This is a genomic window from Streptacidiphilus sp. MAP12-16 (assembly GCF_041262165.1).
GTDB lineage: Bacteria > Actinomycetota > Actinomycetes > Streptomycetales > Streptomycetaceae > Streptacidiphilus.
In genome coordinates, this window is the sequence record NZ_JBGCBY010000006.1 from 13,414 (window position 1) to 34,117 (window position 20,704).

The following is a 20,704-nucleotide window of genomic DNA, read 5'->3' on the forward strand; positions in this document are numbered from 1 at the left end:
CGGTGCCGGTGGCGGCGGCGCGGACCAGGGCCTGGGCCAGGCGCAGATCGGCACCCTGCTCGGGGTGCCACTGCACGGCGAGGGTGAACCCGGTGGGGAACTCCACGGCCTCCACCGTGCCGTCGGGGGCGTAGGCGCTCGCAGTGAGGCCGTCGCCGAGACGGCCAACTGCCTGGTGGTGGTAGGTGGGGACGTCGAGTTCGGCCTCGCCGAGCAGCGCCGCCAGCCGCGTCCCCGGCACCGGCGTCACGAGGTGCGAGGCGTACGCGCCTGGCGTGGGGGCGTGGCCGTCGTGCCCCGTCTGGTCCGGCAGATGCTGGACCAGGTCCCCGCCGCAGACCACGTTGAGCAGTTGCATCCCCCGGCAGATGCACAGCAGCGGCAGTCCCTTCCGCAGCGCGGCGGCGATCAGCGCCAGCTCCCAGGCGTCGCGCTCGGTTGCGGGCGGGTCCGTGCGGGGGTGGCGCTCGGAGCCGTAGCGTGCAGGGTCGACGTCGGGGCCTCCACTGATCACCAGCCCGTCCAGGCGTGACACCAGATCGGCGGCGACCGACAGGTCCTCAGGGCTGTTGTCGGGGGGCAGCATCGCGGCGATCCCGCCCGCCGCCTGGATGAGGGCGGGGTACTCGACGGGTAGCAGGGCGGCCTGCTGGCCGGCCCAGATTCCCCATGAGGCCGGGTTGAGATACGTGGTGACGCCGATCAGTGGACGGGGCACGGCAGGAACCTCCCAAGTAGTACGACCGGTCAAGCGAGGCGGGTCATGCACGGCGGGTCATGCAAGGCGGATCAGGCGCTGCGGGTCATGCACGGCAGGTCATGCCAAGAACCCGCGCAGCAGCGCGGCCGTCCCGGCGAGATGTTCGCGCATCGCGGCCCGCGCCCGGTCGGGTTCGCCGCCCAGGATCGCCGCGACCAGCTCCTCGTGCTGCCGCTCCGAGTGCTCCAGGTTGGGTGGCAGCAGCGGAATGCAGTCCAGCAGTTCGTTGACCGTCGCGCGGACGGCCGCGTACTGCGCCGCCACCGAGGGCGATCCGCACAGCTCGGCGACGGCGAGGTGCAGCCGGGTGTCCTGGCGCCGGTAGTCGGCCAGCTCGCACGCGCCGGTCGCGGCCAGGCAGTCGCGCAGCTGCTGCGCCTCCGCGCCGACGGGCCGCCGCGCGGCGCAGAGCTCGGCCGCGCCGACCTCCAGTACCTCGCGGAACAGCAGCGTGTCCTCCAGCCGGTCGCCCAGCAGCCCGGCGCGGCGGCGCAGCTCCACTCCGTCGCCCGAGGCGATGTCCGCGGCGTCGGCTGCGCGGCGCACGAACGCACCGCCGTAGCGCCCGCGCCGTACCTCCAGGAGTCCGGCGTCCACCAGTACCTTCAGGGCTTCACGCAGCGTCACCCGGCTGACCTGGAGCCGGTCGGCAAGTTCCCGCTCCGGGGGCAGCCGCTCGCCCTCGGGCACGAGTCCGAGCCGGATCAGCTGCAGCACCCGCTGAACCGTTTCCTCGAAGGTGTTCCCCGAGCGCACCGGCCACAACACCGCGGCCAGCGGATCGGTGCCCTTCGCGTCCGAGTCGTCCGCCTCAGTCATCGAGTCAGTCATCGAGCCCCCTTCCCTTTCAATGGTACAAGGACATACCTTTAGATTCTCGTCAGCGCCCCACTTCGCAAGCAGTCGGAGGCACGTTTCGTGACAGACCGTCAACCCTCGCTCAGCGTCCAGGAGCTTCGGCACCTGGTGGCAGCCGGGGAGATCCACACCGTCGCTCTCGCCTTCACCGACATGCAGGGCAGGCTCCAGGGCAAGCGTTTCGCCGCCGGTTTCTTCCTCGACGACGTACTCGCGCACGGCAGCGAAGGGTGCGCCTACCTCCTCGCCGTCGACGTCGAGCTCAACACCGTCGACGGCTATCCCATGGCGTCCTGGGACACCGGCTACGGCGACTTCGCCCTGCTCCCCGACCTGGCCACGCTACGCCGTACGCCCTGGCAGCCCGGCACTGCCCTGGTCACCGCCGACCTCGCCTGGCTGGACGGCAGCCCCGTCCCCGCCTCGCCGCGGCAGATCCTGCGCCGCCAGCTCGACCGGCTCGCCGAACACGGCCTCACCGCCTGGGCCGGGACGGAGCTGGAGTTCATCGTCTTCCGGGACACCTACGAGGACGCCTGGAAGCGCGGCTACCGCGAGCTGACCCCGGCGAACCAGTACAACGCCGACTACTCCCTGCTGGCGACCGCCCGGATCGAGCCACTGCTCTCCCGGATCCGCAACGAGATGGGCGCGGCGGGGATGGTCGTCGAATCCGCCAAGGGCGAGTGCAACCTCGGCCAGCACGAGATCACCTTCCGCTACGACGACGCCCTCACCACCTGTGACCAGCACAGCGTCTACAAGACCGGGGCCAAGGAGATCGCCGCTCAGCAGGGCCTCGCGCTGACCTTTATGGCCAAGTACAACGAGCGCGAGGGCAACAGCTGCCACATCCATCTCTCGCTCCGCGACCTTGAGGGCACCCCGGTCTGCGCTGCCTCGAACGAGAGCGGGGACGGTGAGATGTCATCGCTGATGCGGCACTTCCTCGCCGGACAGCTCGCCGGGATGCGCGAGCTCACCCTCCTCTACGCACCCAACATCAACTCCTACAAGCGCTTCCGCCCCGGTTCCTTCGCCCCCACCGCCATCGCCTGGGGCCGCGACAACCGCACCTGCCCGCTCCGCATCGTCGGCCACGGCCCCTCGCTGCGCGTGGAGAACCGCGCCCCGGGCGGGGACGTCAACCCCTACCTCGCCGTCGCCGCGATGATCGCCGCCGGGCTGCGCGGCATCGAGCAGCAGCTCGAACTGCCCGAGCCCTGCACCGGCAACGCCTATGCGGCCGACTACGACCACCTGCCGACGACCCTGCGCGACGCCGCCGAGCTCTGGTCCGGCAGCAAGCTCGCCGTGGAGGCGTTCGGCAGCGACGTCGTCCAGCACTACCTGAGGATGGCCGAGGTCGAGCAGGACGCCTTCGACACCGCCGTCACCGACTGGGAGCGCTTTCGCTCCTTTGAGCGAATGTGAGCCACGCAGTGCCCGACGCACCACTGATCGTCCTCAACCCGGCGACCGAGGAGGTCCTCGCCACCGTCCCCGCCACGTCCGAGCAGCAGGTGGACGCGGCCGTCGCCCGGGCCGCCAAGGCCCAGCAGAGCTGGGCGGCGCTCGCCCCCGGCGACCGCTCCCGGCTGCTGCGCCGCTTCGCCGACGCCGTGGACGGCGCGCTCGACGAACTCGCCGCCCTGGAGGTGCGCGAGGCCGGCCACACCCTGGGCAACGCCCGCTGGGAGGCGGGCAACGTCCGCGACCTGCTGGAATACGCCGCCGGCGGGATCGAACGGCTGACCGGACGGCAGATCCCGGTGGCGGGCGGCCTGGACGTCACCTTCCACGAGCCGCTGGGCGTCGTGGGTGTCATCGCGCCGTGGAACTTCCCGATGCCCATCGCCGCCTGGGGATTCGCCCCCGCCCTCGCGGCAGGCAACGCCGTCCTGCTCAAGCCCGCGGAGACGACCCCACTCACCGCGCTCCGCCTGGAGGAGCTCGCCCTCGCGGCCGGACTCCCGGAGGGACTGTTCCAGGTCCTGCCCGGCCACGGCCCGGTCACCGGACGCGCGCTGGTCGACCACCCCGGCGTGCGGAAGATCGTCTTCACCGGGTCCACGCCCGTGGGCAAGGAGATCATGTCCCGCTGCTCCGGGCAGCTCAAACGGGTCACCCTGGAGCTCGGCGGCAAGAGCCCCAACATCGTCTTCGCCGACGCGGACCTGGCCCGCGCCGCCGCTGCCGCGCCGATGGCCTTCCTCGACAACTCCGGGCAGGACTGCTGCGCCCGCACCCGGATCCTGGTCCAGCGCGAGGTCTACGACGACTTCCTCGCGCTGGTCGCCCCCGCGCTCACCGCCGTCAGGGTCGGCGACCCCAACGACCCGGCAACGGAGATGGGCCCGCTGATCTCCGCCGCCCAGCGCGAGCGCGTCGCCTCCTACCTCACCCCCGATCTGCCCGTCGTCGCCCGGGGCGAGGCGCCCTCGGGACCCGGCTTCTGGTTCCCGCCCACCCTCCTCGCCCCGGAGGACCCCGGCTGCCGCGCCGCCACCGAGGAGATCTTCGGCCCGGTCGCCGTCGTCCTCCCCTTCACCGACGAGGCGGACGCGCTGCGCCTCGCCAACGCCACCCGCTACGGCCTGTCGGGGTCGATCTGGACCCGCGACCTGGGCCGCGCGATGCGCCTCGCCCGAGGAGTCAACGCGGGCAACCTGTCCGTCAACTCGCACAGTTCGGTCCGCTACTGGACGCCTTTCGGCGGCTTCGGCGAGTCGGGCCTCGGCCGCGAGTTGGGGCCGGACGCCCTCGCACACTTCACCGAGACCAAGAACGTCTTCTTCAGCACAGAGGAGTAGGGCCGCACATGAGCACTGAAGACATCGTCTGCCGCCGCCTGGTCGGCCGCACCGCCGTGATCACCGGCGCGGGCAGCGGCATCGGCCTCGCCACCGCCCGCCGTCTCGCGGACGAGGGCGCGCACGTCGTCTGCGCCGACATCGACGAGGCGTCGGGCAAGGCCGCCGCCGAGGAGGTCGGCGGGCTGTTCGTCCGCGTCGACGTCACCGACGCCGAGCAGGTCGAGGCCCTGTTCAAGGCCGCGTACGACGCCTACGGCAGCGTCGACATCGCCTTCAACAACGCCGGGATCTCCCCGCCGGACGACGACTCCATCCTCACCACCGGGCTCGACGCCTGGCGCCGGGTCCAGGAGGTCAACCTCACCTCGGTCTTCCTCTGCTGCAAGGCCGCTCTCCCCTATATGCAGCGGCAGGGCAAGGGCTCCATCATCAACACCGCCAGTTTCGTCGCCGTCATGGGCGCGGCGACCTCGCAGATCTCCTACACCGCGTCCAAGGGCGGGGTGCTGGCGATGACCCGCGAGCTGGGCGTCCAGTTCGCCCGGGAGGGCATCCGCGTCAACGCGCTGTGCCCGGGCCCGGTGGACACACCGCTGCTGCGCGAGCTCTTCGCCAAGGACCCGGAGCGGGCCGCCCGCCGCCTGGTCCACATTCCGCTGGGCCGGTTCGCCCGCCCCGAGGAGATCGCCGCCGCGGTGGCCTTCCTCGCCAGCGACGACTCCTCCTTCATGACCGCGAACGAGTTCCTGGTCGACGGCGGCATCGGCGGCGCCTACGTGACCCCGCTGTAGCAGGCCGGTCTGTAGCAGGCCGAGCGGGCGGGCACGCGGGTCTCCGCGTGCCCGCTGTTCGAACGCAATTCTCAGGGGATCCTCAGCGGCGGTTGATCGCATGCTTATCGAATGACCCGTAGATTGCGCCTGTGAGTACGACGACCCCGTCCGGCTGGTACCCGGACCCCAAGCCCAGCGACCCCGCCAACCCCGGTCAGCGGTGGTGGAACGGCACCGAATGGACCGTCAGCACCCAACCCGCTGACGCTCCGCCCGCTGCCCGCAAGCGTCCCCGGCGCGCGACGCTCGTGGTCGGCGTGGCCGCCGCGGTGCTCGGCCTCGGCATCGGAACCCTGGCCACCTACCTGATCATGGACGGGCGCGGTTCCGGCTCAAGCTCGGTCTCCGCGCCGAGCCAGCGCTACGGCGGCGGCAACGGGCTCCCCTTCGGGGGAGGCGGCTCGGGCGGTTCCGGCGGCGGGAGCGGCTCCGGTGGCAGCAGTGGTGGAAGCAGCGGTGGCAGTGGCGGCTCGGGGAGCAGCAGCACCACCGCCTACGACATCGTCGACGGGATCTCCCTTCCCATCCCCAGCGGCTGGACCGGCGGCACCACCACGGACGGGCACGCCGGGCTCTCGTTCGGCCCGTACTCCTGCAGCCAGTCCAGCAGCGGCTGCACCCTCGGCGGCGCGGACACCAGCACCCTCAAGGCATCCGTCAGCGCCGGCGCCCAGGCCGCGGCCGAGGCCGACATCGCCACGGCCGTCAAGCAGTCCTACGGCGACATCACCGGCCACACGCAGTTGGAGTCCCAGGCGGTCACCGTCGCCGGTCGCTCCGGCTACCTGATCCGCTGGAAGGTGGACGCCAAGGTCGGCAACAGCGGCACCGTGGAGACCGTCGTCTTCCCGACCAGCAACGGCAAGAGCCTGGTCGCGCTGCACCTCGGCTTCGACATCGCCACCAAGGCTCCGAGTCTCTCCCTGATGGACACCATAGTCTCCGGTGTCCGGGACGGGACCGCGGGCGCGGTGAACGGCGCCCCGGGGACCAACTCCTGACGCACCGACTCCTGACGCACCGACTCCTGAAGCAGCGACACCGAAGCGCCCCGCCGGTCTCCCGGCGGGGCGCTTCGGTGTGGCTCTGTATCCCTGTCCCCGTGTGTCCCTGTCCGCGTGTCCTGTCTGCTCCGCGTCGCTGTCTCGCGGAAGGGCTCAGAGAAAAGTCTTGCCCTCGCCCCGGTAGGTCGGGACGGCCTCCACCACCCGGTCGCCCTCAATCAGTTGCAGCTGCGCGAAGCGCTCGCACAGCTCCCCGGCCTTGGCGTGCCGGAACCACACCTTGTCGCCGATCAGCAGGTCGTCCGCCGCCGAGCCCAGCAGCGGCGTCTGCACCTCGCCCGCGCCCTCCTGCGGGTCGTACCGCAGTCCCTGCGGCAGGTACGGCACAGGCGAACGGTCCGGGCCCGCCGCCCCCGACGCCGGGTAGCCGCCGCCGAGCACGGTCACCACGCCCACCCCGGGCCGCCGCACCACCGGCTGTGCGAACAGCGCCGCCGGGCGGCCGTGGAACGACCGGTAGTTGTCGAACAGCCGGGGGACGTAGAGCCCGGAACCCGCGGCGACCTCGGTCACCAGCGCCTCCGCGACGGTCGACTCCACACTGCCGGTGCCGCCGCCGTTGACGAACTCCAGGTCCACCACCCGCCGCACGGCGCGGACCACCGCGGCCCGGCGCTGCGCCAGCTCGGCCCGCGCCTTGCGCTGCATGGCCTGGATCATCCGGGATCGAACCGGCCGCCCGGCGATGCTGTCGCCCACACCCGCGATGTGGCCCTCGTACGCCATCAGCCCGACCACCCGGAACCCGGGCCGCTGCTGAACCAGCTCGGCGAACGCCGCCAGCGCCTCGGGCGTACGCAGCGGCGAACGCCGTGCGCCGATCCGCACCTTCCCACCGAACAGTTGGAGTGCGGTGTCCAGCTCCAGGCAGACCCGGATCTCCTCCGTCCCGCCCTGGCGTGCCGCCTCGACCAGGTCGAGCTGCGCCGGGTCGTCCAGCAGCACCGAGATCGCCCCGGCCAGCTTGGGATCGGCCGCAAGCTCGACATACCCGGCCCGGTCTGCGGACGGGTACGCCAGCAGGATGTCGTCGAAGCCCGCGCGCGCCAGCCAGATCGACTCAGCGAGAGTGAAGCTCATGATCCCCTGGAAGCCGTCCATCCGCAGCACCCGTTCCAACAGCGCGCGGCAGCGCACGGACTTGCTCGCCACCCGGATCGGCTTGCCCCCGGCACGTCGCACCAGGTCCTCGGCGTTGGCGTCGAAGGCTTCGAGGTCCACGATCGCCACCGGGGCGTCGAGGTGGGCAGTGGCACGGTCGTAGCGCGTGCGGTCAGCTGAGAGCGTCACCATGCGCGAAGACTGCCACACCACCGCTACCTGCCGGTAGGGAGACGAAGGGGCGGTCGGGGTCGGGATAGGGTCGGGTGGTGCAGCGTAAGAACATCCCTGACCCGGGGTTCTCGGGTGACGACGGTTCCGCGGATCCCCGACTTGCCACGGCGCTGGCCCGCCACGCGGCCGAGCCCTCGCCGGAGACGGAGCGTGAACTGCTGGAAGCCCTGGTCGGAGCGCGGCTGATGGTCCCCATCGTGGCGATCCTCGGTGAGGTGGGGACCGGCGCCGACGGGCTGAAGCACGAGAAGTCGAGCGACATGGCCGTCCCCACCGTCCAGGCCCCGGACGGACGCAAGGGCCTACCTGCCTTCACCTCGCTCGACGCGCTCGCCCGCTGGCGCGCCGACGCCCGCCCCGCGCCGGTCCCGGCGCGGCAGGCTGTCCAGGCGGCATGGTCGGAGCAGGCGGACGCGCTGCTGATCGACCTCGCCGGTCCGGCGTTCTACGAGCTGTCGGGTGCGGCGATGCGCGCCGTCGCGGAGGGCAGGGCCAGGCTCGACCCGCTGCAGGATCCGGACGTCGCCGAGTCCGTGCGGGCGCTGCTCGCGCAGCACCCGGCGGTGCTGCGCGCGCATCTGCTGCCGAGCAAGGAGACGGACGCGCTGCTCGCCCTGATCCCGGACCCGGACGTGGACTCCGCGGCGCTGGGCCCGTCCGTCCAGAGGCTCGCCGCGGCGCTGGCCGCCGACGAGCTGCTGCGGATCCGTCTCGACCGGGGTCTCGACCTCGCCGTCGTCCCCGCCTCGAATGCCGAACCCGCCGATCCTCTCTACAGCCGCTAGCCGCCGCCTCAGCCGTGGAGCTCAGCCGCGGGACTAGCCGTAGACCGGGCCGGTTCTGTGCCTGCCCGGGGGCCACCCCCGGACCCCTGGCGGCGCCCCGGGGGTCAGCCGTAGACCGGCCCAGTTCTGTGCCTGCCCGGGGGCCACCCCCGGACCCCTGGCGGCGCCCCGCGGCTCAGCCGTAGACCGGGCCAGTGAACTTCTCGCCTGGCCCAGTCCCCGGCGCGTCCGGAACCAGGGAGGCCTCGCGGAAGGCGAGCTGCAGCGACTTCAGGCCGTCCCGCAGCGGTGCGGCGTGGAAGTTGCTGATCTCCGGTGCGCCGGCCGTGACGAGTCCGGCCAGCGCGGTGATCAGCTTGCGGGCTTCGTCCAGGTCCTTGTGGGCCTCGCCGCCCTCCGCGAGTCCGAGGTTCACCGCCGCCGCGCTCATCAGGTGCACGGCCACCGTCGTGATGACCTCGACGGCGGGGACGTCCGCGATGTCGCGGGTCAGATCGTCGAAGTCGGGCGCGTCCGGCGCGCCCGCCGCGTCGGCGGTGTCGCTGTGCTCGGGCTGGCTGCTCATGGGTGTTTCGCCTCGCTGAAGATGGATGTCTGTGCGAAAGTCTGCCCGATGCTCCGACGGCACACGGCAGCGCCGTCCCGTGGAACGTCGTGTGGAACGGGGTGCGGCGCGGGGAATTCTGCGGTACCGCCAGACGCTGGTATGCTCGGACACTGACCGGCCAGGTTCAGTCGCGTCCCCACGATGGAGACGCAGTTCTGCTACCCGGCCCGCAAGTGGAGGCTCCCTCCCACCCGCATCGACCCCAGGGTCGTCGGGTTCCGGTCCGGTGGTTCGCGCCTCGCGGCGCGGCATCACCCAGCGCGTATCGCGGGCTCCACCCAGCCGCGGTAGCGCGCCCGGTTTTCGTGGAGCCCCGCCTGCGTGTCATGCGGGGCTTTTTTCGTGCCCGCGGTGAGCGCCCAGCGCATCGGCACCGCGGTACGAATGAAGTCCTGTGTGACGGTGAACCAGTCCGCATAACGCGACTGCCGTCGGCAGCCGCGAGGTGCAACCGAGGAGGATCCATCAGCACCGAGCCCCGCATCAACGACCGGATTCGCGTCCCCGAGGTGCGACTCGTCGGTCCCAGCGGCGAGCAGGTCGGCATCGTGCCGCTTGCCAAAGCCCTGGAACTTGCGCAGGAGTACGACCTGGACCTGGTCGAGGTCGCGGCGACCGCCCGGCCGCCGGTGTGCAAGCTCATGGACTACGGCAAGTTCAAGTACGAGTCCGCCATGAAGGCCCGTGAGGCGCGCAAGAACCAGGCGCACACGGTCATCAAGGAGATGAAGCTCCGGCCGAAGATCGACCCGCACGACTATGACACCAAGAAGGGTCACGTCGTCCGGTTCCTCAAGCAGGGTGACAAGGTCAAGATCACGATCATGTTCCGTGGTCGTGAGCAGTCCCGCCCCGAGCTTGGCTTCCGGCTGTTGCAGCGCCTCGCATCGGACGTCGAGGAGTTGGGCTTCATCGAGTCCAACCCGAAGCAGGACGGCCGGAACATGATCATGGTTCTCGGCCCGCACAAGAAGAAGACCGAGGCCATGGCCGAGGCCCGCGAGGCAGCCGCCATCCGCAAGGCCGAGCGGCAGGGTCGCCCCGCCGAGGACGACGAGGCCGCTGCGGACGAGGCCCCTGAGGCCGAAGCTCCGCAGGAGCTCGCGGAGTCCCCGAAGGCCGCCGACGAGGCAGCCGAGGAGGTTCTCGACGCCCCCGCCGGCGACGAGACCCCCGAGGCGGGCATCTCGGAAGCTCCGGAGGCTGCAGCCAGCTAGGCTGCTGCGTCCACCCGGTTCCCCGGCACCCGCCGGAGAGCCCTGGAGAACCACAAGCGCTCCCGCTCGCGCCCCGGCGCACGGGCGGGAGCGGACCGACGAGGAGAGTACGGCGACATGCCGAAGAACAAGACGCACTCCGGTGCCAGCAAGCGCTTCAAGATCACTGGCTCCGGCAAGGTGCTGCGCCAGCGCGCCGGCCGCCGTCACCTGCTCGAGCACAAGTCGTCCACGCTGACCCGTCGCCTTGCCGGCACGGTCGAGGTGGCCCCGGCTGATGTCAAGAAGGTCAAGAAGCTTCTCGGCAAGTGATCTGCACTTCGTGCAGATCCCCTCGACCCATTCGTAACCGGGCCGCGTGAGAAAGACCGCGGTCCTCACCAAGGAGTAACAAGTGGCACGCGTCAAGCGGGCAGTAAACGCCCACAAGAAGCGCCGGGTCGTCCTCGAGCGCGCCAGCGGCTACCGCGGCCAGCGCTCTCGCCTGTACCGCAAGGCCAAGGAGCAGCTCCTCCACTCCTTCACCTACAACTACAACGACCGGAAGAAGCGCAAGGGCGACTTCCGTCAGCTGTGGATCCAGCGCATCAACGCTGCGGCGCGTGCGAACGGCATGACCTACAACCGCCTGATCCAGGGCCTGAAGCTCGCCAACGTCGAGATCGACCGCAAGATGCTGGCCGAGCTGGCCGTCCACGACGCCACCGCCTTCGCCACGCTGGTCGAGGTCGCGCAGAAGGCCCTCCCGGCCGACGTGAACGCGCCCCGCGCCGCCGCCGCGGCCGACGCCGCCTGAGCGAGCCGTCAGCAGTAGCGTCACGCCGTAGTGGCGAGTAACGCACAACGGACCCGCAGGGGGATCACCCCCTGCGGGTCCGTTCTGTTCACCCGGACCCGCACCGTCGTCACCCGGACCCGCACCGTCGAAGTGAGAACCGCGATGCCCCTGCAGCCGTCCCCTGAGCTCACCTCGCTGCGCTCGCCGAGGGTCAGTGCCGCCCGCCGCCTGTCCCGCCGCGCCCAGCGGGGCAAGGAGCGCCGCTTCATCGCCGAGGGCCCGCAGGCCGTCCGGGAGGCCGTGGCCTATGGGACGATCCCCGGCGGCGAACACGCGGTCGTGGAGATCTACACCACGGTGGAGGCCGCCGAGCGGCATGCCGGACTGCTGGCCGAGGCCCGGGCCGCCCGGGTTCCGGTTCTCACCGCGACGGACGAGGTCATCGAGGCGGTCTGCCAGACGGTCACCCCGCAGGGCGTCGTCGCGGTCTGCCGATTTGTCGACTCGACCTTCGAGCAGGTCCTGGCCGCCCGCCCCAAGCTGGTCGCCGTCCTCGCTCACGTCCGCGACCCGGGCAACGCCGGGACGGTGCTGCGCACGGCCGACGCCGCCGGGGCGGACGCGGTCGTCCTCACCGACGCCTCGGTGGACCTCTACAACCCCAAGGCCGTCCGCGCCTCCGTCGGCAGCCTCTACCACCTCCCGGTCGCGGTGGGCGTCCCGGTGGAGCAGGCCGTCGCGGGGCTGCGCGCCGCCGGGGTCCGGATCCTGGCCGCCGACGGCGCGGGGGAGCGCGACCTGGACGCGGAACTCGACGATGGCAGCCTCGGCGGGCCAACCGCCTGGGTCTTCGGCAACGAGGCGTGGGGTCTGCCCGAGGCCACCCGCGCCCTCGCCGACGAGGTCGTACGTGTTCCCATCCACGGCCACGCCGAGAGCCTCAACCTCGCCACGGCCGCGGCCGTCTGCCTCTATGCCTCCGCCCGCGCCCAACGAGGCTCCGGCGGGTGCCGCGGGTAGCGCTGGATTCGCTAGTGTGACCAACGGGGCCGAACCGTGAGCGGCGGCGTCCGGAGGGGAGGGTGGCCATGACCGAGACGCAGCAGGTGCGGCTCGTCGCGCAGGCCGCCGCGCCCAGGGTCGAGGGCACCGCCTCGTCAGACCTCGCTCGGATCGACCCCGAGGACCTGCCGGACGGCCTGGTCGTCGCCGACGCCGACGGTCGCGTGGTCTGCTTCAACTCCGCCGCCGCCCGGATCAGCGGGATCACTGCCGCCGAGGCGCTCGGCCGCCCCCTTGCCGAGGCGCTGCCGCTGGAGGACCTGGAGGGGCGCCGCTGGTGGCAGCTCACCGACCCCTACGGCGGCCTGCGGATCAACACCGGCCAGCCCGAACGCAACCTGCTGCTCCCTGGCGGCCGCGAGGTGCTGGTCTCCGCCCGCTACCTGCGCGCGGGCGGGGGCACCGGGCCGGTCCAGCACGTCGTCGTCGCCCTGCGCGGCACCGAGGCGCGCCGGCGGACCGAGCGCAGCCACGCCGAGCTGATCGCCACCGTCGCGCACGAGCTGCGTTCCCCGCTGACCAGCGTCAAGGGCTTCACCGCGACCCTGCTGCAGAAGTGGGAGCGGTTCACCGACGACCAGAAGAAGCTGATGCTGGAGACGGTCGACGCGGACGCCAACCGGGTCACCCGCCTGATCGCCGAACTCCTCGACATCTCCAGGATCGACGCCGGCCGGCTGGAGATCCGACGCCAGAAGATCGACCTCCCCGCCGCGCTGCGCCGCCACGTGGACGGGAAGATCGCCGCCGGCGTCGCCCCGGAGCGCTTCGTGATCCGGGTCCACGAGCCCCTGCCGCCGCTGTGGGCCGACGCCGACAAGGTCGACCAGGTGCTGGGCAACCTGCTGGAAAACGCGGTGCGCCACGGCGAGGGAACTGTCACCATCGAGGTCCAGTCGGAGCGGGCGGTCCTCGCTCCCGGCCAGCTGCGCGAAGGGACGGCGGTGACGGTGAGCGACCAGGGCCCCGGCATCCCCGAGGAGTCCATCCCGCGCGTCTTCACCCGCTTCTGGCGCGGCAGCAAGCGCGGCGGCACCGGCCTGGGCCTCTACATCGTCAAGGGCATCGTCGAGGCCCACGGCGGCGCCATCGCCGTGGACCGCGCCCCCGGCGGCGGGGCCAGGTTCCGATTTATCCTGCCCGCGGGCATCCCGGACTTCATGGCCTGAGCAGTTCATGGCCTGACCAGACCGTCCACCCGAGATTCCGCGGGCTGAAAACACCGTTCGCAGGTCCCGGTAGACTCGGCCCTTGGCATCGTGCGATGCCACTCGCGGCCCCGCCGCGGACACCCCACCCCGGCCCGGGGCCACGGATGCCCGCCGCAGGACTGCGTGCGGCCGGGTACGAACGCAGGTTGCCGCCCCGAGCACGAACCACGCAGGAGCACGGGAAGAGAGAGATGTCCGCACCGAACAAGTCCTACGACCCGGTCGAGGTCGAGGCACTGAAGCCCGAAGAGATCGAGCGGCTCCGCGACGAGGCCCTGGCCGCGTTCGCCGCCGCCGCCGACCTCGACGCGCTGCACGAGGCCAAGGTCGCCCACACCGGGGACCGTTCCCCGCTGGCGCTGGCCAACCGGGAGATCGGCGCGCTGCCGCCGCAGGCCAAGGCCGAGGCCGGCAAGCGGGTCGGCCAGGCCCGGGGCGCCGTCAACAAGGCGCTGGCCGAGCGCCGGGTCGAGCTCGAGGCAGAGCGGGACGCCCGCGTGCTCACCGAGGAGGCCGTGGATGTCACTCTCCCGTACGACCGCGCCGCGCGCGGCGGCCGGCACCCGCTGACGACCCTCTCCGAGCGTCTCGGTGAGATCTTCACGGCCATGGGCTACGCCGTCGCCGAGGGTCCCGAGGTCGAGGCCGAGTGGCTGAACTTCGACGCCCTCAACATGGGCCCGGACCACCCCGCCCGGTCCACCCAGGACACCTTCTTCCTCAAGGACGCCGACTCCGTCGTTCTGCGCACCCACACCTCGGGCGTGCAGATCCGCTCCATGCTCGCCGCGTCCGAGCCGCCGGTCTACGTGGTCTGCCCGGGCCGGGTGTTCCGCTCCGACGAGCTGGACGCCACCCACACCCCGGTCTTCAGCCAGATCGAACTCCTGGCCGTGGACGAGGGCCTGACCATGGCCGACCTCAAGGGCACCCTCGACCACATGGTCGTCGCGCTGTTCGGCGAGGGCATGACGACGCGTCTGCGTCCCAACTACTTCCCCTTCACCGAGCCGTCCGCCGAGATGGACATGGTGTGCTTCTCCTGCCGCGGCGAATCCGTCGGCAACCCGGACCGCCCCTGCCGCACCTGCTCCTCCGAGGGCTGGATCGAGCTCGGCGGCTGCGGCATGGTCAACCCGCGCGTGCTGATCGCCTGCGGGATCGACCCCAACAAGTACAGCGGGTTCGCGTTCGGCTTCGGCATCGAGCGACTGCTGATGTTCCGTCACAACGTCGAAGACATGCGAGACATCGTGGAGGGTGACGTGCGTTTCACCCTTCCGTTCGGGATGGAGATCTGATGCGCGTCCCGCTTTCCTGGCTGCGGGAGTACGTCGACCTGCCCGCAGGTGAGACCGGCCGCGACCTGGCCACCAGGCTGGTCCGGGCCGGACTCGAGGTCGAGGCCGTCGAGCAGCTCGGCGCCGACCTCAAGGGCCCGCTGGTCGTCGGCGAGGTCCTCGCCATCGAGGAGCTCACCGGCTTCAAGAAGCCCATCCGCTACTGCCAGGTCGACGTCGGCGACGCAAACGGCCACGGCCGCCCGCAGAACATCGTCTGCGGCGCGCGGAACTTCGTCGAGGGCGACAAGGTCGTCGTGGTGCTGCCCGGCGCGGTCCTCCCCGGCCCGTTCCCCATCGCCGCCCGCGAGACCTACGGCCACACCTCCGAGGGCATGATCTGCTCGGCCCGCGAGCTGGGCATGGGCGACGACCATGACGGCATCATCGTGCTGCCGCCGGAGTTCGAGCCAGGCACCGACGCCATCGAGCTGCTGGAACTCGTCGACGAGGTCCTCGACATCGCCGTCACCGCCGACCGCGGCTACTGCCTGTCGCTGCGCGGCGTGGCTCGCGAGACGGCCATCGCGTACGGGCTGCCGCTGAGCGACCCCGCGCTGATCGACGTGCCCCCGGCCAACTCCTACGGCCCGCTGGTCAAGGTCCTCGACCCGACCGGCTGCGACCGCTTCGTGGCCCGCAGCGTGGTCGGCCTGGAGCCGGACGCCATCTCCCCGCTGTGGCTGCAGCGCCGCATCCAGAAGGCCGGGATGCGTTCCATCTCCCTGGCCGTCGACGTCACCAACTACGTGATGCTGGAGCTCGGCCAGCCGCTGCACGCCTACGACCGCTCGCGGATCGACGGGCCGATCACGGTCCGCCGCGCCGAGGCGGGCGAGAAGCTGCGCACGCTCGACGACGTGGAGCGGGTGCTCGACCCCGAGGACCTGCTGATCTGCGACAACTCCGGGCCGATCGGTCTGGCGGGGGTCATGGGCGGAGCCGGTACCGAGATCGCCGAGCCGGTCTACGACCCGGAGACCGGCCGGATCATCGGCACCACCGAGATCGTCATCGAGGCCGCGCACTTCGCGCCGGTCTCGATCGCCCGGACCGCGCGCCGGCACAAGCTGCCCTCCGAGGCGTCCAAGCGTTTCGAGCGCGGCGTCGACCCGGAGGCCGCCAAGGCCGCCGCGCAGCGCGCAGTGGACCTGCTGGTCCTGGTCGCCGGGGGCACCGCCGAGGCGGGCGTCACCGACATCGCGGCCCCGCACCCGGTCCACAGCATCACCATCGCCGCCGACCACCCCGACCGCGTCGCGGGCACGGAGTACGGCCGCGAGACCGTGGTCCGCCGGCTCCAGCAGGTCGGCTGCACGGTCGTCGGCGGGGACGTCCTGGTGGTCACCCCGCCGAGCTGGCGGCCCGACCTCACCGACCCCAACGACCTCGCGGAGGAGGTCATCCGGCTCGAGGGCTACGAGGAGCTGCCGTCCACGCTGCCCAAGGTCCCGGCCGGGCGCGGCCTGACCGAGGCACAGCGGCTGCGCCGGCGCACCGGCATCGCGCTGGCGAGCGCCGGATACGTCGAGGTGCTGAACTACCCCTTCCTCGGGGACGCCGTCCTCGACGCCCTCGGCCTGGACACGGACGACCCGCGCCGTCAGACCGTGCAGCTCGCCAACCCCATCTCCGACGAGGAGCCGGCGCTGCGCACCACGCTGCTGCCGGGCCTGCTCGCGGCCCTGCGCCGCAATGTCGGCCGGGGCGCGACGGACGTGGCGCTGTTTGAGCAGGGTCTGGTCTTCCGCGTCGACGGCACCGGGGACTCGCTGTTCCAGGCCCCGCGCCTGCCGGTGGACCGCCGTCCCACCGACGAGGAGATCGCCCGGCTCGATGCCGCGCTGCCACGCCAGCCGCACCGCGTCGCGACCGTCCTGGCCGGCTCCCGCGAGCCCGCCGGCTGGTGGGGCGGAAGCCGCACCGCGACCTGGGCCGACGCGATCGAGTCAGCCCGCACGGTCGCCGCTGCGGCGGGCGTCGAGCTGACCGTCCGCCAGGACCAGCACGCGCCCTGGCATCCGGGCCGCTGCGCCGCACTCTGGGCCGTCGACGAGTACGGCGGGGAGCGTCTGGTCGGCCACGCCGGCGAGCTGCACCCGCGCGTCGTCAAGGCGCTGCACCTGCCGGAGCGCACCTGCGCGATGGAGCTGGACATCAACGAGCTCACGGCCGGCGGCGCCCGCCCGGTCGGGGCGCCGAAGATCTCCACCTTCCCGGTCGCCACCCAGGACGTCGCCCTGGTCGTCGACGCCTCCGTCCCGGCCGCCGAGGTCGAGGCGGCGCTGCTGGCCGGCGCCGGACCGCTGCTGGAGTCGCTGCGGTTGTTCGACGTCTACACCGGCGAGCAGATCGGCGAGGGCCGGAAGTCGCTCGCGTACGCGCTGCGCTTCCGCGCCGCCGACCGCACCCTGACGGCGGAGGAGGCGAGCGCCGCCCGAGAGGCGGCCATCGCCGAGGCGGTCGCCCGCACGGGGGCCTTGTTGCGCGGCTGACACCCTGGCGGAGCGCGTCCATTCGGCGTCCGTCCTCCCCGCTTCCTGCGGGGAGGACGGACGCCGTCGGTTTGAGGCGGGTCGGCGCACGACAGGATCAGGAGCAGAAGGCAGTCCACTCCTGGAGGTCGATCGCACTGATGTCGCAATCCCCGATACGCATGTCCGAGGAGGTCCGCGAAGCCCTGGAGCTGGGGCTTCCGGTGGTCGCCCTGGAATCCACGATCATCTCCCACGGTCTGCCGCGCCCCCGGAACCTGGAGGTCGCGCGGGACCTGGAGGCGGTCGTCCGCGCGGGCGGCGCCGTGCCCGCGACCATCGCGGTCCTGGACGGGGAGCCGCTGGTCGGCCTGGACAAGCGGCAGTTGGAGCGGATCGCCAACGACGACGGGATGCGCAAGCTCGGCCACCGCGACCTGGCGCCGGCGCTGGCGAGCGGCGCCAGCGGCGCGACGACGGTGTCCGCGACAGCGTTCCTCGCCGCCGTGGCCGGCATCGACGTGTTCGCCACGGGCGGGCTGGGCGGAGTGCACCGCGACTGGGTGACCACGCAGGACGAGTCCGCCGACCTGGGCCTGCTGGCGCGGGTGCCGATCACGGTGGTGTGCGCGGGCGTGAAGTCGATCCTGGACGTGCCGGCGACCCTGCAGCGGCTGGAGACGCTGAGCGTGGGCGTCATCGGCTACCGCACAGCCATGTTCCCCGGCTTCTACCTGCGCAGCTCGGGGCTTCCGGTGGACTGGACGGTCGACACCCCGGAGCAGGTCGCGGCGGTCATGCGGGCACAGGTCGCCCTCGGCGAACCGCGGTCCGCGCTGATCGTCGCCAACCCGGTCGCGGAGGCCGAGCAGCTCGACCCGGCCCTGCACGACCGGATCCTCGCCGAGGCACTGCAGGCGGCCGAGCGGGAGGGGGTCACCGGGCAGGCAGTCACCCCCTATCTGCTGGGCTACCTGGTGGAGCACACGGCCGGTGCGTCGCTGGAGGCGAACCTCGCCGCGGTGCGGGGAAACGTGGCGCTCGCGGCGGAGATCGCCTGCTGCTGCGCGGTCCCGACAGACCGCGGATGAGCCCGGACACCGCCGCCGCCGGACTGCTGGTCGTCGGCGACCTGGTCACCGACGTCGTCGCCCTGCACGGCAAACCGCTGACCCCGGACACCGACACGGCGGCCGCCGTCTCCGTGCGCCCCGGCGGCTCCGCAGCCAACACCGCGGCCTGGGCCGCCCGCGCCGGGGCGAACGTGCGCCTGCTCGCCCGGGTCGGCGCCGACGCCGCGACCTGGCACCGGGAGGCGCTGCTACGGGACGGGGTGCGACCCGTGCTGCGGGTCGACCCGGTTCGGCCCACCGCCGTCGTGATCGCCCTGGTGGACGCGGCCGGCGAGCGCACGATGGTCACCGATCGCGGCGCGAGCGGAGAGCTGGGACCCGACGACTGGGACGCTTCGCTGCTGGACGGTGCCGGGCGGCTCCACCTCTCCGCGTACCTGCTCTTCGCCGAGGCCGGGCGGGCGCTGGCGGCGCTTGCCGTCGAACGGGCGAGGCTCCGGGGGATCGCTGTGAGCATCGACCCGGCGTCGGTCGGCTTCCTGCGGGAGTTCGGCGTCGCACGATTCCTGGCGCTGCTCGCAGGTGCGGACGTGCTGCTCCCGAACCTGGACGAGGCGCGGATCCTCACCGGCGCCGTCGATCCGGCCGACGCGGCGCTGCGGCTCAGCGCCGAGTGTCGCTGCCTGGTGGCGCTGAAGCTCGGCGCGTCCGGGGTGCTGCTCGCGGACCGCGGCGTCCTGCTCGACGCGGTCCCTGCCGTCTGCGATCCGGTCGCCACGCCGCTCGACAGCACCGGAGCAGGCGACGCCTTCGCGGGTGGATTCCTCGCCGCCCTCCTCGCCGGGGCGAGGCCGCTCGAAGCGGCGGCCGCGGGATGCCGCAGCGGCGCGGAGGCGGTGCGGGTCGTCGGGGGACGACCTGGGCCGGCCTAGGAACTCCACCACTCCTTGAGTGCTCAAGTATCTGTTACCGTGGGGGGCAGATGAGGGCCGGGCAGGTCCGGACGAGCAGCAAGGGGTGACCGGTATGAGCGAGGCGCTTGAGCTGTCGCTGAAGCTGGTGCGGGCGCAGACGGCCCTGGTCAGGAGGTTCGACGCCCGGCTCTCCGGGCTGCACGGCGTCAGCTTCGCCGACCTGATGGTGCTGATCCAGCTCGGCCGGGCGCAGGGCGGGCGGATGCGCCGAGTGGACCTCGCGCAGGCGCTGGGACTGTCCGCGTCCGGGGTCACCCGCGGCCTGGTTCCGCTGGAGCGGATCGGCCTGGTGGTACGCGAACCGGACCCGCGCGACGCGCGGGTGGCGTACGCGGCGCTGACCGCAACCGGGCGGGAGCGGCTGGTCGACATGCTGGCCACCGCCGAGGAGGTCGCCGACGACGTCTTCGCGGGTGATCGCTGGGGCGGAGGCGGGGGCATCGACCAGCTCTCGGAGCTGCTCGCCGCGCTGGGCGGCGGGGAATCGGCGGGGCTCGGCCGTGGTTGAGCTGCTGGACGCGGCGGGCTGGCGAGTGGCGGAGCTCATGCTGGGCGGCGGCCCGGGGCTGTGGCCCGGTCCGGCAGGTCCGGCAGGTCCACGAAGCCGCGGACGAGGCGTGCGAGGAGGACGAGAGGTGGCCCAGATGCAGCCGAGGGCGGAACTGGCCGAGGTGTCGGCACTGAACTACCTCACGCCTCTGCGCAGCGGCGGCTCCGTGCCGGGCGTCGTGGAGACCGACGACCTGGGCACGTACGTGGTGAAGTTCACCGGGGCCGCGCAGGGGCGCAAGGCCCTCGTCGCCGAGGTCATCGTGGGCGAGCTGGGACGGCGGCTCGGGCTGCGCGTCCCCGAGCTGGTGCGGGTGCGGTTCGACCCGCAGGTCGCGGCGGGGGAGCCGGACCGGGAGGTGCAGGACCTGCTGCGGGCAAGCGCGGGGCTCAACCTCGGCATGGACTTCCTCCCGCGGGCGCTGGACTTCGCTCCGCAGACGGTGACGGTGTCGCCGGCTGAGGCCGGGCGGGTGGTGTGGTTCGACGCGCTGGTCGGCAACGTGGACCGGACCGTCCACAGCCCGAATCTGATGGTGTGGCACCAGCGGCTCTGGTTGATTGACCACGGTGCGGCGCTGATCTTCCACCACCGCTGGTCCGCCGCCGACGAGGCTGTCGCCAGACGCTACCCGATGACCGATCACGCCCTGGGCGCTTTCCGCCCCGACCTGGGCGCCGCCGACGCCGCGCTCGCGCCGCTGGTCACCGAAGAGCTGCTGCGCGAGGTCGTCGGCCTCGTCCCGGACGAGTGGCTGGAGGGCGAGCCCGGCTTCGAGTCGCCGGAACAGCTGCGGGACGCGTACGTCGCGCACCTGGCCGGTCGTGCGGCCCGCTCCGCCGACTGGCTGCCGGACGGGTTCGCGACCGCCGAGGAGCTCGCCGAGGCCGAGGCCAGGCGGGTCGCTGCCACGCTCGCCGGCCGGCCGGCCTGGCTGCAGCACGTCCGGGGTTGACCCGTTTCGGCG

At 72.3% G+C, this 20,704-nt stretch carries 19 protein-coding genes and 1 pseudogene; 16 read left to right on the top strand and 4 right to left on the bottom strand.

Going from position 1 to position 20,704, the window contains the following annotated elements; all coding sequences use genetic code 11:
• Positions 1–10: 10 nt before the first annotated feature.
• Both ABIA33_RS09110 and ABIA33_RS09115 read right to left on the bottom strand, forming a co-directional pair.
• A pseudogene (locus tag ABIA33_RS09110) lies at positions 11–718 on the bottom strand (gamma-glutamyl-gamma-aminobutyrate hydrolase family protein); the annotation flags it as partial.
• 99 nt (positions 719–817) lie between these two features.
• Entirely contained in the window at positions 818–1,591 is a 774-nt protein-coding gene (locus tag ABIA33_RS09115; RefSeq protein ID WP_370079115.1) for a FadR/GntR family transcriptional regulator, read from the bottom strand.
• 87 nt (positions 1,592–1,678) lie between these two features.
• Here ABIA33_RS09115 and ABIA33_RS09120 point away from each other — a divergent pair, with 87 nt between their 5' ends.
• The 4 genes from ABIA33_RS09120 (at position 1,679) to ABIA33_RS09135 (ending at position 6,268) form a co-directional block, all read left to right on the top strand.
• Entirely contained in the window at positions 1,679–3,052 is a 1,374-nt protein-coding gene (locus ABIA33_RS09120; RefSeq protein WP_370079117.1) for a glutamine synthetase family protein, read from the top strand.
• Positions 3,049–4,431, top strand: coding sequence for an aldehyde dehydrogenase (locus ABIA33_RS09125; protein ID WP_370079119.1), 1,383 nt, complete (start codon positions 3,049–3,051; stop codon positions 4,429–4,431). The genes ABIA33_RS09120 and ABIA33_RS09125 overlap by 4 nt, the downstream gene beginning before the upstream one ends.
• Before the next feature lie 8 nt (positions 4,432–4,439).
• Positions 4,440–5,225: a 3-oxoacyl-ACP reductase gene (locus ABIA33_RS09130; RefSeq protein WP_370079121.1), complete on the top strand. Its 786-nt coding sequence runs from the start codon at positions 4,440–4,442 to the stop codon at positions 5,223–5,225.
• A 131-nt stretch (positions 5,226–5,356) separates the two neighbouring features.
• Positions 5,357–6,268, top strand: coding sequence for a DUF2510 domain-containing protein (locus ABIA33_RS09135; protein WP_370079123.1), 912 nt, complete (start codon positions 5,357–5,359; stop codon positions 6,266–6,268).
• Positions 6,269–6,424: 156 nt separating this feature from the next.
• Here the strand turns inward: ABIA33_RS09135 and ABIA33_RS09140 are convergent, their stop codons facing one another.
• On the bottom strand, positions 6,425–7,624 hold the full coding sequence (locus ABIA33_RS09140) for an amino acid deaminase/aldolase (protein WP_370079125.1): 1,200 nt from the start codon (positions 7,622–7,624) through the stop codon (positions 6,425–6,427).
• Positions 7,625–7,701: 77 nt separating this feature from the next.
• Here ABIA33_RS09140 and ABIA33_RS09145 point away from each other — a divergent pair, with 77 nt between their 5' ends.
• Positions 7,702–8,451, top strand: a complete 750-nt coding sequence (locus ABIA33_RS09145; protein WP_370079127.1) for an SseB family protein — start codon at positions 7,702–7,704, stop codon at positions 8,449–8,451.
• A gap of 175 nt (positions 8,452–8,626) precedes the next feature.
• On the opposite strand, the gene ABIA33_RS09150 is transcribed toward ABIA33_RS09145, so the two are convergent.
• Positions 8,627–9,016 carry a DUF1844 domain-containing protein gene (locus tag ABIA33_RS09150; protein ID WP_370079129.1) on the bottom strand — a complete coding sequence of 130 codons (390 nt, stop codon included), beginning with the start codon at positions 9,014–9,016 and terminating at the stop codon, positions 8,627–8,629.
• A 467-nt stretch (positions 9,017–9,483) separates the two neighbouring features.
• Between ABIA33_RS09150 and infC the strand changes: the two genes are divergently transcribed.
• From infC to ABIA33_RS09205, 11 genes are all read left to right on the top strand, one after another.
• The gene (gene infC, locus ABIA33_RS09155) at positions 9,484–10,275 is read left to right on the top strand and encodes a translation initiation factor IF-3 (RefSeq protein WP_370079767.1); all 792 of its coding nucleotides are present in this window, start codon (positions 9,484–9,486) and stop codon (positions 10,273–10,275) included.
• Positions 10,276–10,392: 117 nt separating this feature from the next.
• Positions 10,393–10,587, top strand: coding sequence for a 50S ribosomal protein L35 (gene rpmI / locus ABIA33_RS09160; protein WP_034091165.1), 195 nt, complete (start codon positions 10,393–10,395; stop codon positions 10,585–10,587).
• 82 nt (positions 10,588–10,669) lie between these two features.
• Positions 10,670–11,071, top strand: coding sequence for a 50S ribosomal protein L20 (gene rplT / locus ABIA33_RS09165; RefSeq protein ID WP_370079131.1), 402 nt, complete (start codon positions 10,670–10,672; stop codon positions 11,069–11,071).
• Between the two features lie 144 nt (positions 11,072–11,215).
• Complete coding sequence (locus ABIA33_RS09170; protein WP_370079133.1) at positions 11,216–12,073, top strand: TrmH family RNA methyltransferase; 858 nt, start codon at positions 11,216–11,218, stop codon at positions 12,071–12,073.
• Between the two features lie 68 nt (positions 12,074–12,141).
• Positions 12,142–13,284: an ATP-binding protein gene (locus tag ABIA33_RS09175; protein ID WP_370079135.1), complete on the top strand. Its 1,143-nt coding sequence runs from the start codon at positions 12,142–12,144 to the stop codon at positions 13,282–13,284.
• A 233-nt stretch (positions 13,285–13,517) separates the two neighbouring features.
• On the top strand, positions 13,518–14,627 hold the full coding sequence (gene pheS, locus ABIA33_RS09180) for a phenylalanine--tRNA ligase subunit alpha (protein WP_370079137.1): 1,110 nt from the start codon (positions 13,518–13,520) through the stop codon (positions 14,625–14,627).
• A complete protein-coding gene (gene pheT / locus ABIA33_RS09185) occupies positions 14,627–17,161 on the top strand; it encodes a phenylalanine--tRNA ligase subunit beta (protein WP_370079139.1) in 2,535 nt (844 codons plus the stop codon). Before pheS ends, pheT begins: the two co-directional genes overlap by 1 nt.
• 140 nt (positions 17,162–17,301) lie before the next feature.
• Entirely contained in the window at positions 17,302–18,231 is a 930-nt protein-coding gene (locus tag ABIA33_RS09190; protein WP_370079141.1) for a pseudouridine-5'-phosphate glycosidase, read from the top strand.
• Positions 18,228–19,145: a carbohydrate kinase family protein gene (locus tag ABIA33_RS09195; RefSeq protein WP_370079143.1), complete on the top strand. Its 918-nt coding sequence runs from the start codon at positions 18,228–18,230 to the stop codon at positions 19,143–19,145. Before ABIA33_RS09190 ends, ABIA33_RS09195 begins: the two co-directional genes overlap by 4 nt.
• A gap of 94 nt (positions 19,146–19,239) precedes the next feature.
• On the top strand, positions 19,240–19,695 hold the full coding sequence (locus ABIA33_RS09200; protein WP_370079145.1) for a MarR family winged helix-turn-helix transcriptional regulator: 456 nt from the start codon (positions 19,240–19,242) through the stop codon (positions 19,693–19,695).
• A 136-nt stretch (positions 19,696–19,831) separates the two neighbouring features.
• On the top strand, positions 19,832–20,692 hold the full coding sequence (locus ABIA33_RS09205) for a HipA family kinase (protein ID WP_370079769.1): 861 nt from the start codon (positions 19,832–19,834) through the stop codon (positions 20,690–20,692).
• Positions 20,693–20,704 lie beyond the last annotated feature (12 nt).

Bases quoted from the DNA above. Each gene is read 5' to 3' on its own strand.
- pheS (WP_370079137.1), top strand. From the start codon at position 13,518: ATGTCCGCACCGAACAAGTCCTACGACCCGGTCGAGGTCGAGGCACTG.
- ABIA33_RS09175 (WP_370079135.1), top strand. From the start codon at position 12,142: ATGACCGAGACGCAGCAGGTGCGGCTCGTCGCGCAGGCCGCCGCGCCC.
- ABIA33_RS09200 (WP_370079145.1), top strand. From the start codon at position 19,240: ATGAGCGAGGCGCTTGAGCTGTCGCTGAAGCTGGTGCGGGCGCAGACG.
- ABIA33_RS09130 (WP_370079121.1), top strand. From the start codon at position 4,440: ATGAGCACTGAAGACATCGTCTGCCGCCGCCTGGTCGGCCGCACCGCC.
- ABIA33_RS09140 (WP_370079125.1), bottom strand. From the start codon at position 7,624: ATGGTGACGCTCTCAGCTGACCGCACGCGCTACGACCGTGCCACTGCC.
- rpmI (WP_034091165.1), top strand. From the start codon at position 10,393: ATGCCGAAGAACAAGACGCACTCCGGTGCCAGCAAGCGCTTCAAGATC.
- ABIA33_RS09190 (WP_370079141.1), top strand. From the start codon at position 17,302: ATGTCGCAATCCCCGATACGCATGTCCGAGGAGGTCCGCGAAGCCCTG.
- ABIA33_RS09205 (WP_370079769.1), top strand. From the start codon at position 19,832: ATGCAGCCGAGGGCGGAACTGGCCGAGGTGTCGGCACTGAACTACCTC.
- pheT (WP_370079139.1), top strand. From the start codon at position 14,627: ATGCGCGTCCCGCTTTCCTGGCTGCGGGAGTACGTCGACCTGCCCGCA.
- ABIA33_RS09150 (WP_370079129.1), bottom strand. From the start codon at position 9,016: ATGAGCAGCCAGCCCGAGCACAGCGACACCGCCGACGCGGCGGGCGCG.
- ABIA33_RS09170 (WP_370079133.1), top strand. From the start codon at position 11,216: ATGCCCCTGCAGCCGTCCCCTGAGCTCACCTCGCTGCGCTCGCCGAGG.
- ABIA33_RS09195 (WP_370079143.1), top strand. From the start codon at position 18,228: ATGAGCCCGGACACCGCCGCCGCCGGACTGCTGGTCGTCGGCGACCTG.
- ABIA33_RS09115 (WP_370079115.1), bottom strand. From the start codon at position 1,591: ATGACTGACTCGATGACTGAGGCGGACGACTCGGACGCGAAGGGCACC.